This is a genomic window from uncultured Veillonella sp. (assembly GCF_937981445.1).
Taxonomy (GTDB): Bacteria; Bacillota; Negativicutes; order Veillonellales; family Veillonellaceae; genus Veillonella_A.
In genome coordinates, this window is sequence record NZ_CALJON010000014.1 from 60,018 (window position 1) to 71,917 (window position 11,900).

Here is an 11,900-nt window from a genome sequence, read left to right on the forward strand (position 1 = left end):
GGTATGAGACCATTTGTTCATTTGCACGGACATACAGAATATAGTTTGCAGGATGGCATTAGTCGCCTACCTCAGATGGTGGCGCGAGCCAAAGAGTTAAATATGCCTGCTTTGGCTATTACTGACCATGGGAATATGTGCGGTGCCATCTATTTTTATAAAGAGGCCATCAATGCAGGAGTCAAACCTATTATAGGTTGTGAAGTCTATGTGACGGAAGGAAGCCGTTTTACTAAGGAAATGCAAAATGGTAAAAACGAGCGTTTGAAACATTTGATTTTGCTAGCAGAAACCATGGAAGGGTATCAAAACTTAACTAAAATTGTATCCCGAGGGTTTACGGAAGGCTTTTATCGCAAGCCGCGGGTTGACCATGAATTACTTCGAATGTATAGTAAAGGGATTATTGCTTTGAGTGCTTGTATTCAAGGTGAAATTCCTCAGTATATTTTACAAGACAATGTGGATGGCGCTAAACGGGCCTTGGAAACATATTTAGATATATATGGAACACATAACTTTTTCCTAGAAATTCAAAATCATGGTCTTCCGGCAGAGGCAAAAGCTCAAGATGTGATGATTGAACTAGCCAAAGAATATGGTGTAGGCCTTGTGGCATCTAACGACTTCCACTATGTGTTACAAGAAGATGCGGACGCGCAAGATATTAAGGTCTGTATTGCTACAGGGGCAAAGGTAGCTGAAACAGCGCGACTCAAATTTCCCAATGATCAATTCTACATGAAGAGTGGCGATGAAATGGCGGAGCTCTTTGCTCATGTACCAGAAGCACTAGATAATACCTTGGCCATTGCAGAGCGCTGTAATGTAAAATTTAATTTTGACGAACATCATTTGCCTCATTTTGATGTGCCTGAAGGGGAAACGGCGGCTTCCTATTTGCGCTATCTTTGCGAGCGTGAAATTCCTCGTTTATACGGTAATGAACCACGTCCTGATGTAATGGAGCGCCTCGATTATGAATTGGGCGTTATTGGGCAGATGGGATTTGATGATTACTTCCTTATCGTGTGGGACTATGTGCGCTATGCAAGAGAGCATGATATTTTAGTAGGCCCTGGTCGTGGTAGTGCGGCTGGCTCTGTGGTTGCTTATCTACTAGGCATTACGGGTCTTGATCCTTTGAAATATGATTTACTATTTGAACGATTTTTAAATCCAGAACGTATTAGCATGCCTGATATTGATATTGACTTTTGCTATGAAAAGCGCGGTCTTGCTATTGATTATGTAACAGAAAAATATGGTCAAGAACGAGTGGCCCAGATTATTACCTTTGGTACTGAGGCGGCGCGTGCTGTTATTCGCGATGTCGGACGTGTGTTGGATTTACCACTACAAGATGTAAATAAATATGCTAAGATGATTCCGAATGAACTGGGCATTACATTAGAAAAAGCCTTGAAAGGCAAGGAGTTAAAACAGCTCTATGAAAGTAATGCGCAAGTTAAGGAGCTCTTTGATTATGGTCGCAAATTAGAAGGCATTGCCCGTAATGCCTCTACCCATGCGGCGGGGGTTGTAATTTCAGCGGCGCCTTTAGAAGAGCATGTGCCATTGCAAAATGCCAATGATAGCGGTTTTGTAACGCAATATGATAAGGATAATATTGAAGAACTAGGCCTTCTTAAGATGGACTTTTTAGGCCTTCGCACCTTAACGGTTATGGATGATGCCTTAAAACTCATCAAAGAAAATCATGGCGTTCAGATTGATTTAAATCAAATTCCTTTAGATGATAAGGCGGCCTGTGAAATCCTTGCTAAGGGCGATACGGCTGGTGTGTTCCAACTAGAGTCAGAAGGGATCACAAAACTAGTTATGGACCTTCGACCTGAGCATTTTGAAGATCTAATTCCATTAGTAGCCCTTTATCGTCCAGGCCCTTTAGGCAGTGGCATGGTAGAAGACTTTATTAAGCGGCGTCATGGAGAGATGGACATTACATATTTACACCCACTCTTACAACCTATTTTAAAAGACACCTTCGGGGTTATTTTATATCAAGAACAAGTTATGCAGATCGCCTCTGCTATGGGTGGCTTCTCTCTTGGGCAAGCGGATTTAATGCGCCGTGCCATGGGGAAGAAAAAAGAATCAGTCCTCAAAGCACAGCGCCAATCTTTCATAGAAGGGGCACAGAAAAATGGCATTGAAGAAAAGATTGCTAACGAAGTATTTGATCTCTTAGTATATTTTGCCGGTTATGGATTTAATAAATCCCATAGTGCGGCCTATGCTTATATTGCGTATCAAACAGCGTATTTAAAAGCCCATTACTACCCTGAATTCATGGCCGCTACCATGACGAGCTTCATGACGAATGTAGATAAATTGACTTATTACATTAATGACTGTAAAAAGCATGGTGTTCAAGTATTGGGGCCTGATATAAATTATGGGGAACAAGCCTTTGCGGTGCAAAATGAAGCCATTCGCTTTGGTCTTGGCGGCGTAAAAAGTGTAGGCGATAATGCCATTGAAACATTGCTGGCAGAGCGTGAACGAAATGGCCTATATACATCTATTTTAGATTTTTGTAAACGTGTAGAGTCTAAAGTGGTGAATAAGCGCTTGTTAGAAAGCTTAATTCGCTGCGGCGCCATGGATAGCTTTAAGGAAAACCGGAATCAGCTTTTACATATGTATGAAATGGCACAAACCTTAGGGCAAAAACATCAAAAAGATCAAGCCTTAGGTACTATGAGCCTTTTTGGTGATGATGAGGTAGCAGCGAGCGAAGTACTAGCTACGCCAGCCTTAGAGGATTTACCGGAAGAGGAAAAATTGCGCGATGAAAAAGAATATACTGGCTTTTATATTACAGGTCATCCTTTGACGGCCTATGAAGAGGAATTGCGTAATTTGTTTGAATTAGGTCGTCTTCACGATAATCCAGAACAATATGATAAAAAAACTGTTACCATGGGGGGACTCATTGTTGATAAAGTCGATAAGATTACGCGGCGCAATGATTTAATGTCCATTATTCGCTTAGAGGATTTTTCTGGATCAGCCAGCATTGTGGTATTTCCTCAGACTTATCAACGGAGCCAAGCCTATTTAGCAGTCGATATGGCGGTGCGTGTGTCAGGGCGCATTGATGCGGATGAAAAGGGCGTACAAATCATTGCCGACCATATTGGTCCTTTAAAACGAGCTTATGATCAGGCGAAAGGGATTATTTTACATATTCGTCCTGGCTATGACACGCCGGAGGCGAGTGCGAAGCTAAAAGACTTATTAATTCCTGCCGAAGGTGCTGTGCCGGTGGTCTTTTATTTACATCGCCAGAAGAAACGAATGGGAGTGGCTAAAGCGTATTATTTCACTCCGGGACCAAAAATTTGTAGTGAAATCGAGAAGATTTTAGGCCCAGATAGTGTAGAAATCGTATAGTGCGTATTGTATAATATTTTGTATAAAGGGATAGATAGACATAAAGTGTATGTTAGCTTATTTTAAAATTTTATGAGGGGATACATAAAATTCAGCACAACTATAACTTTAAGAGAGGAATCTATTATGAAACGAACTAAAATTGTATGCACTATTGGACCTAGTACTGATGCACCTGGCGTATTGGAACGCATGCTTGAATCAGGTATGAACGTGGCGCGCTTTAATTTTTCACATGGCAGTTATGATGAACATACAAAACGTATGAATGCTGTGCGAGAAGCATCTAAGAAAACAGGCATTCCAGTGGCGCTTATGCTCGATACAAAGGGACCTGAAATTCGCCTTGGCTTATTTAAAGCCGGTAAAGTTATGCTCGAAGCGGGCCAACCATTTACGCTTACTATGCGCGATGTGGAAGGGGACGAAACAATCTGTTCCGTTAATCACAAAGGGCTTGTAGATGATGTAAAAGTGGGCTGTAATATTTTATTATCTGATGGTCTTGTCACTTTACATGTAGATAAGATTGAGGGGACTGAGATTTATACAACCATTCAAAATAGTGGGCCTATGAGTGATCGCAAGCGCGTAGCTGTATCAGGGGTACCACTTAGTTTGCCACCAGTTTCTGATAGCGATAAAGAGGATCTTCGCTTTGGCTGTAAAATGGGTGTAGACTATGTGGCGGCTTCCTTTATGCAACGGGGCAGTGATGTAGTAGCGATTCGCCGCATTTTAGAAGAAGAAGGCACTGATATTAAGATTATTTCTAAAATTGAAAATGAAGAAGGTCTTAATAATTTAGATGATATTTTGCGCATGTCTGATGGACTTATGGTAGCTCGTGGTGACTTAGGGGTTGAAATCCCTGCAGAAGAAGTGCCAGTGCTTCAAAAAATGATGATCAGCAAATGTAATAAAGCATGTAAACCAGTTATTACAGCGACTCAGATGTTAGAGTCTATGACGCAAAATCCACGTCCTACCCGCGCTGAAGCCAGTGACGTAGCCAACGCGATTTTAGATGGCACTGATGCGGTTATGCTTTCTGGTGAGACTGCTGGCGGTAAATATCCAGTAGAAGCGGTTCAGACAATGGCACGCATTGCGGAAGTTACTGAACACTCTACTTTATATTGCAATATTGAACATGAACTTGATTTAGATGAAATACAGACTACTGATGCCATTAGTAATGCTACAGTAACAGTGGCTCAAAGCCTTAATGCAGCTGCAGTTATCACTTGTACAGAAAGTGGTAAAACAGCGATGAGCATTGCTCGCAATCGTCCTAATGCGCGCATTTTAGCGGTAACTCCTCATGAGGAAACCATCCGCCGCGTTCAATTATATTGGGGCGTAGAAGCTGTTAATAGTGCACCACATGCTAATTCTGATGAAATGGTTCACAGTGCAATTTCTGCGTCTTTAGCAGAAGGGCGCATTGAATCTGGTGATCTTGTGGTGATTACTGCGGGTGTTCCTTCTGGTTCCTCCGGTACCACTAATATGATTCGCGTTCATGTAGTGGGCAAGGCTGTGCTTAAAGGTAATGGCATTGGCAAAGGTGCTGCTACAGGCCGTGTATGCATTGCTTTTGATGCGGCGAAAGCGCAAAGTGACTTCCGGGCGGGCGATATTTTAGTTGTTCGCTCCTTGGAACCAGAGCTTATGCCATTTGCTCAATTAGCTAGCGCCATTATTGCTGTAGAAGATGGCTTTACATCAGCTACGGCCATTGCAGGGATTAATTTTGGAATTCCTGTAGTGCTTGGTGTTGACAGTCCTCATACAAAACTTAAAGATGGTGATGTAGTGACTGTTGACGGATCTCGTGGCAAAGTATTTGAAGGTATTGCCAACGCTCGATAATATAGGGTTATGATGCTAATCAAGTGCGTATTGCTTGAATTTTCTAAAGTTGGTAAACTATATATAGACATTTAATAAATAGGGACTTTTCGAAGTCCCTATTTTTGCACTATTAAAGTCCTTATTTTAGCCTTATTAAAGGCTTTGTTGAGGCATTATTATAGACGTATCGTGGGTGCAGATTGAGGCAGAATGCATGTATGAGGCAGAATGCATGTATATTGATATTATGGGACATATAGTATATATCAGGGATTACTGTATACATCAGGGGATATACAGTATATATATCAGATGATATACCTTATATCCCTGTGTAGGGCATATAAAATAGGCGAAGAAAGGAGTGGGCGGTCATGGATACGAGAGATTGGCAAACATTTGTAACAGTTGTAGCAGAAGGAAATATTACTAAAGCAGCAGATAAATTATTTTTGTCTCAACCGGCCCTGAGCTATCGATTACGGCAGATGGAAACAAGCCTAGGTCATCCTTTACTTATTCGTACCAATGAAGGCATCGTGCTAACTCCAGAAGGTGAGTTATATTATAGCTATTGCCAGCGTATGTTAACTGAGTTAGAGCGGTTAAAACAAACGATGGGGGAAATGAGCGGTCAAATTCAAGGAACTTTGACCTTGGCATCATCGATTAATTTTGCAGACTACCAATTACCACGCTTATTAAAAGAATTTTCCGAGCAGTATCCAAGTATACGAGTGAAGGTAAAAACGGGATTTAGTGCGCAAGTGAAGAAAATGTTTAATGCTGGTGAAGTAATGGTAGCTATCGCACGAGGCGAAGGAAATGGCAATAGTAAACCTCTATTTGAAGAGCCCTATTGTTTAGTCTATAAAAAGCCAGTAACCATTGATGAACTGGGCTCTTTGCCATTCATTCAATATCGTACGGATTCATCAGTAGCTGCCATTATTTCTAATTGGTGTGATGAAAATTTACCGCCCAATTATGTGCCCTCTATGGAGCTTGATTCCATGGTCACATGCCGTCAATTTGTGCGGGAAGGGCTAGGGTGGGCTATTTTACCTTATCTTGGCTTAGGTCCTTGTATTGAAGACGATATTTTCATCACTCCTATTTATCATAAAAATGGTGACCCTATCGTACGACCTACGTATTTATATTATGGTGAAATGAGCACAAAGCTTATCGCTGTAAAGACTTTCATTGAATTCTTAGAGGCTTATTATAGGAAATATAAAGTTCTTATGTAAGTCGTCTAAGATGGATTCAAATAAGCAGTTTAAAATGATTCGAGTCAGTGGGGCAATAATTTTTTTATAGCCCCTATAGCACCTCTCTATTATCTTTTATGTAAATCAAAGTATATAATACAAGTTGAAAATAAGTAACTTGTAGTACCTAGTTTTAGTAGGCCCGTAGCTTTAGGATAGCTTATGAAAACAAAAGTGCTAAGCCTTGATATACGGTGTAGTAGAAGATATGGGGAGGTTTTTTTATGCCACAAATTATACGTAAAGCACAGGCTGGTTTCCAAGAAAAACAAGATGTATTAGTCACTGTTAGGCCTATACCATCCGGTGTTACGATTGAGTTGCAGTCTAAGGTTCAGAAACAATATGGCCTTCATATAGAACAATTGATTCGCCAAACTGTGGCTGATGCAGGATTTGATGGTGTTCACTTAGTCGTAATTGACCAAGGTGCCTGGGACTATACCATTAAAGCCCGTGTGCTAGCAGCGTTACAGCGGGCTTCAAAAGTGGACGATTTAGAAAGTAATCCTTTAAGTGCCTCTAAATCGGCCGTAGGAACCCATGATGTTGAAGGAATGACGACAAAGGGCGCTTCTTATGTAGCAGCCCATAAGGCAGATCTCACTGAACTAGCGAAAGAACGCCTAGCCCGTAGCATGATGTTTGTGCCAGGAAATACGCCCAAAATGCTCAATAGTGCTGATGTATATGGTGCCGATAGTTTGATGTTTGATATTGAAGATTCTATTTATGTAAATGAAAAAGACTCAGCCCGTCTATTGGTAAGTGAATTACTAAAATCTATTACCTTTACCTCAGAGACGGTAGTGCGCATTAATCATCCCACACAAACACCTTTTGGTTTAGCTGATTTAGATGTTATTGTGCGAGCTAAACCCAATCTTATACGTTTGCCTAAAACAGAAGATGTGTCAGAAGTTGAATTAGTAGCTCAGAAAATTGCTGAAATAGAAAGAGAGATGGGCTGGCCTGAAGGAACTATTAATATTATTGTGGCTATTGAATCTGTAAAAGGACTATATAATGTGCGGGAGATTTGCCATGGTCCTCGCGTTATTGGTATTGCTCTAGGGGCCGAGGATTACCGGGCTGACCTTAGAACTGGTAAATCAAAGCCAGCTGTAGAGCTTACCTTGGCACGTCAGACTATTTTATTAGCAGCCCGCGAAGCCGGCATCCGTTGTATTGATACGGTATTTTCTGATGTAAAAGACAGGGACGGCTTTATAGAAGAAGTACATTATATAAAATCCATGGGCTTTGATGGTAAATCTTGCATTCATCCAAGTCAAGTGGCATTAGCACATAAGGTGTTTACGCCGAGTGAAAACGAAATCGCTTATTCTGTAAAAGTCCTCAATGCCTATGCTGAGGCCGTAAAGAATAATAAGGGCGTAATAGCTGTGGAAGGTAAGATGATTGATAGACCTATTGTAGTGCGTGCCCAGCGCATTGTAGATAAAGCGCGTGCTGCAGGGATTCGCGTAGTATTGGAAGACGCTATAGGCACTGCGGAGAAGGATTTACAGACTAATCAGACGACTCAGGTTGCTCAGTCTATACACAGTAGTCATGGTAAAGAAAAAGTGCTCAATTCACTAGGTGAAGTGATTGATAAAACGGGCTTAACTGATGGCATGACAATTTCCTTCCATCATCATTTTAGAAATGGCGACTATGTTATGAAATTAGTTATGGAAGCGATTAGCGCAAAAGGTATTAAAGACTTAACTATTGCAGCCAGTTCTTTGAGCCCTTGTCATGACTTTTTAATTGATTATATTGAAGATGGTACTGTTTCAGCCTTAGAAACATCTGGTGTACGAGATGCGCTGGGGCAATATTTGACATATCATCCGAAGGCCTTAAAACGGCCCTTAGTGGTGCGGTCTCATGGGGGACGAGCACGTGCTATTGTACATGGTGATCTTCACATTGATGTGGCCTTTATGGGAGCACCTACTTGTGATAGGCGTGGTAATTTTACAGGTTCTACAGGAAAATCCGCCTGCGGCTCTCTTGGCTATGCCATGGTAGACTCTCATTATGCAGATAAGACAGTAGCGATTACAGACAATTTAGTAGAGGTAGTGCCTCGCCCATCAGTGCCTCAAACGGATGTGGATTATGTAGTCGAGGTCGATGAAATTGGTGATGCCAATGGCATTGCGTCTGGGGCCATTGGCTTTGCAAAAAGTCCAGTGCAGCAGAAAATTGCTGAATTAGCTGGTCAATTTTTAAATGACGCAGGCATCATAAAAGAAGGCTTTGCCTTCCAGCTTGGTGCAGGTGGTGCGTCCTTAACCGTGGCAAAATATATTGGTGAAAGCTTGCGTGCTAAGGGGATTACAGCAGGTTTTGGTATTGGTGGCGCTACAGGAATTTTGACTGGTCTATTAGAAGAAGGACTAATCAAAGCTATTTATGATACGCAGTCCTTTGATACTGTGGCGGCCCACTCCTTAGCAATCAATCCGAATCATATTGAAATTAGTGCCTCTATGTATGCTAATCCGTGGACAGATTGTATGACTAACTATTTAGATGTAGTCTTCTTAGGGGCCACTGAAATTGATGTGAATTTTAATGTAAATTGCTTAACCGATTCTAATGGCGTATTAATGGGGGCGTCTGGTGGTCATAGTGATACGGCGGAAGGGGCTACCTGTACGGTTATTACATGCCCGTTGACGCGCGGCCGATTGCCTATGATTGTAGATAAAGTACAAACGATTATTACTCCTGGTAGTTCAGTAGACGTATTAGTGACAGAGCGAGGTATTGCTATTAATCCGGCACGACCTGATTTACTAGAACAACTCAAGGACTCTAATTTGCCAATTTACACTATACAAGAATTGCAAAACTTGGCTCATGACTTAGTGGGCAAACCGGAGTCCGTAAAAGTGAGTAACGATGAGGGGGATGTAGTTGCGGTAGTGGAAACTAGACGTGGGGAAGTTGGGGATATAGTAAGAAAGCCTCTATAGTGGCGAACGTTAGATATTGACAAATATCAGTTGGGGCAGATTTTACAATTGAATAAGGATAGGTAAAGAGCCTCTATATACATTCACTCCCAGCTCGTCAAGCTCGAATGGTCGTTGCATGTATATAGAGGCTCTTACAGTCTTCATGCAATAAAGGAAATCTGACATATTGTTATTTCTAAGCAACCTAGCGTTCGCCATAAGAGGCTTAGCTTAGGAATTGGGAAGAAGAAACACTCTGTGTATTTGCTCCCAGCTCGTCAAGCTCGAATGGTCACTGCATACACAGAGTGTTTCTTTTTTGTAGGATTATTTAGGGGGAAGATAAATTTTTCTATCTCTTTGAATATTATAAGAGAGGCTTTCTTATGAAGGGGGCAAGAAAAAAGGCACTTTATACATTTACTCCCAGCTCGTCAAGCTCGAATGGTCGTTGCATGTATATAGAGGCTCTTACAGTCTTCATGCAATAAAGGAAATCTGACATATTGTTATTTCTAAGCAACCTAGCGTTCGCCATAAGAGGCTTAGCTTAGGAATTGGGAAGAAGAAACACTCTGTGTATTTGCTCCCAGCGCGTCAAGCTCGAATGGTTATATAAAAAAACAGACCCTATGGAGGGTCTGTTTTTTATTTTTTATCTTTAAATATAGATTCACCAGGGCTTAAAGGGGTAGGTACATTGCCTGGGTCTGGGTTAAAGTCTTTAATAGACGTTTCTGGTTGAAGCGGGTTACTAGGTGGCACGGCCAATTCTGGGTGGAGCCATTCAAGTTGCATAACACGCCACTGCAAGGCATTGTTTTGCTTTTTTAGTATCCATACTTCTTTTTCTAAGGTTTTAAGACGCTCTGCATGGTCATTGCTAATATGCTCTAAATTGGTGATGCGGTAGTCAAAGCTATCGTAATCACTCATGTTGTGCTCGCCGTACACACGGGTGGCAAGTTCATCAATTTGAGCTTGTTGATACGCGATGAAGGCCACGAGGGCAACAAAGAGTAGTGAAATAACTGATTTATAAACGGTAGGCCGTTTCATAAGACATTCCTTTTATATTTTATTGTTTATGCTTAGCTTAGTGGCGATTATATCACAGGGCTAAGCGTATTTTAATTTAGTTCTAAACTTTTTTTAGTTTAAAGTTTTTTGTTTAGCTCGAGAACTTTTTTAGTTAGGTAGCAACTCATTACTTGTTTTTGTGTTTTATTTTATTTCAGGATTAGCACCTGTTGGTAATGGAAGTTTAGCTGTTACAAAATCTAACCACAAGCGAGATGCATGGGAGAGGTAATGGCCTTTCTTCCAAATTACATATAAAGTGTGAGTAATTTCAGGTTTAATCAATGGGCGTACTACTACATTAGTGGCTACTCTAGTATTTTCTCCCTTGCTAGGGCAGAGGCGACTAGGAAGTAAAGCCACAGCTAAGTGGGCACCGACGGTTTGAAGCATGAGGTCCCGTTGGCTTGTTTCGAATACAATATGTGGCTGGAACCCAGCATGTTTACATGCTTTTACAACTTCATCGTGAAGATTAAAATCATCTTTGTGAAGTACGAAGGATTCATCTGCTAGCATTTCAAGAGAAATTTCCTTTTCTTTAGCTAATGGATTGTCACGAGGTAAAATAACGGACAATGGATCGCTCGTTAGATAGAAGGATTCAAACTCTTTTGGATTTGGTTTAGTACAAATAATGCCAATATCTACCATGCCTTCTTGTACGCTGAGTTCGATTTTCTTGGAGCCATATTCATAAAGCTCTAGCTCAATTTGAGGGTACGCACGTTTGAACTCCCCAAGAAGTTGAGCAAAGATTGGCGCATCAGTAATAGGTGGTAAACCGATGAGGATGGAACCTTGTTCAAGACGGAATTCGTTTTCGAAATCTACTTTTAAATGCTCAAACATGAATACAACACGTTTAGCATGTGTTAAGAAGATGGTGCCGCCATCAGTTAATTCTACAGATTTGGCATTACGCATGAAGAGCACCACGCCAAGCTCATCTTCCAATGCCTTAATAGTACGGCTAATAGCAGATTGGGAGATATGCAAGTTACGTGCTGCCTTACTAAAGCTCTTTTGGTCGGCTACTTCTACGAAGTATTTTAAATGATGAAAGTCCATGGTACACCTCGAGTATTAAATAAAAAGTATAAAAATATACTAAAAAATAAACAATAATTAGGGCTTATTGAGAATGCCCTACTATGTATAGTACGGCCCTCATTCTCAATATACTATATAGTTGACATAGTCGGAAACATTTAACACAACTAAGAAGAATGCAATTAAATCGATACATTTAAATGTATGAGTAAATGTAAAGCAACTATGAAAAAAAGTAAAT

6 protein-coding genes are annotated in these 11,900 nt (G+C 40.9%); 4 read left to right on the forward strand and 2 right to left on the reverse strand.

Annotated features, from left to right (window positions below; all coding sequences use genetic code 11):
- Positions 1 to 3: 3 nt before the first annotated feature.
- The 4 genes from Q0376_RS03050 (at position 4) to citF (ending at position 9,544) form a co-directional block, all read left to right on the forward strand.
- A complete protein-coding gene (locus Q0376_RS03050; protein WP_298703945.1) occupies positions 4 to 3,420 on the forward strand; it encodes a DNA polymerase III subunit alpha in 3,417 nt (1,138 codons plus the stop codon).
- A gap of 126 nt (positions 3,421 to 3,546) precedes the next feature.
- Positions 3,547 to 5,295: a pyruvate kinase gene (gene pyk, locus Q0376_RS03055; RefSeq protein ID WP_298703947.1), complete on the forward strand. Its 1,749-nt coding sequence runs from the start codon at positions 3,547 to 3,549 to the stop codon at positions 5,293 to 5,295.
- A gap of 356 nt (positions 5,296 to 5,651) precedes the next feature.
- Positions 5,652 to 6,530 carry a LysR family transcriptional regulator gene (locus Q0376_RS03060; RefSeq protein WP_298703949.1) on the forward strand — a complete coding sequence of 293 codons (879 nt, stop codon included), beginning with the start codon at positions 5,652 to 5,654 and terminating at the stop codon, positions 6,528 to 6,530.
- A 245-nt stretch (positions 6,531 to 6,775) separates the two neighbouring features.
- Complete coding sequence (citF, locus tag Q0376_RS03065; RefSeq protein WP_298703951.1) at positions 6,776 to 9,544, forward strand: citrate lyase subunit alpha; 2,769 nt, start codon at positions 6,776 to 6,778, stop codon at positions 9,542 to 9,544.
- A 630-nt stretch (positions 9,545 to 10,174) separates the two neighbouring features.
- Here the strand turns inward: citF and Q0376_RS03070 are convergent.
- Both Q0376_RS03070 and Q0376_RS03075 read right to left on the reverse strand, forming a co-directional pair.
- Positions 10,175 to 10,585: a hypothetical protein gene (locus Q0376_RS03070; RefSeq protein ID WP_298703952.1), complete on the reverse strand. Its 411-nt coding sequence runs from the start codon at positions 10,583 to 10,585 to the stop codon at positions 10,175 to 10,177.
- Positions 10,586 to 10,750: 165 nt separating this feature from the next.
- Positions 10,751 to 11,677 carry a LysR family transcriptional regulator gene (locus Q0376_RS03075; RefSeq protein WP_298703954.1) on the reverse strand — a complete coding sequence of 309 codons (927 nt, stop codon included), beginning with the start codon at positions 11,675 to 11,677 and terminating at the stop codon, positions 10,751 to 10,753.
- Between the last annotated feature and the right edge of the window lie 223 nt (positions 11,678 to 11,900).

What these genes read in the sequence shown, in the direction of transcription:
- Q0376_RS03050 (WP_298703945.1), top strand. Translation starts at nt 4, where the DNA reads ATGAGACCATTTGTTCATTTGCACGGACATACAGAATATAGTTTGCAG.
- pyk (WP_298703947.1), top strand. Translation starts at nt 3,547, where the DNA reads ATGAAACGAACTAAAATTGTATGCACTATTGGACCTAGTACTGATGCA.
- Q0376_RS03060 (WP_298703949.1), top strand. Translation starts at nt 5,652, where the DNA reads ATGGATACGAGAGATTGGCAAACATTTGTAACAGTTGTAGCAGAAGGA.
- citF (WP_298703951.1), top strand. Translation starts at nt 6,776, where the DNA reads ATGCCACAAATTATACGTAAAGCACAGGCTGGTTTCCAAGAAAAACAA.
- Q0376_RS03070 (WP_298703952.1), bottom strand. Translation starts at nt 10,585, where the DNA reads ATGAAACGGCCTACCGTTTATAAATCAGTTATTTCACTACTCTTTGTT.
- Q0376_RS03075 (WP_298703954.1), bottom strand. Translation starts at nt 11,677, where the DNA reads ATGGACTTTCATCATTTAAAATACTTCGTAGAAGTAGCCGACCAAAAG.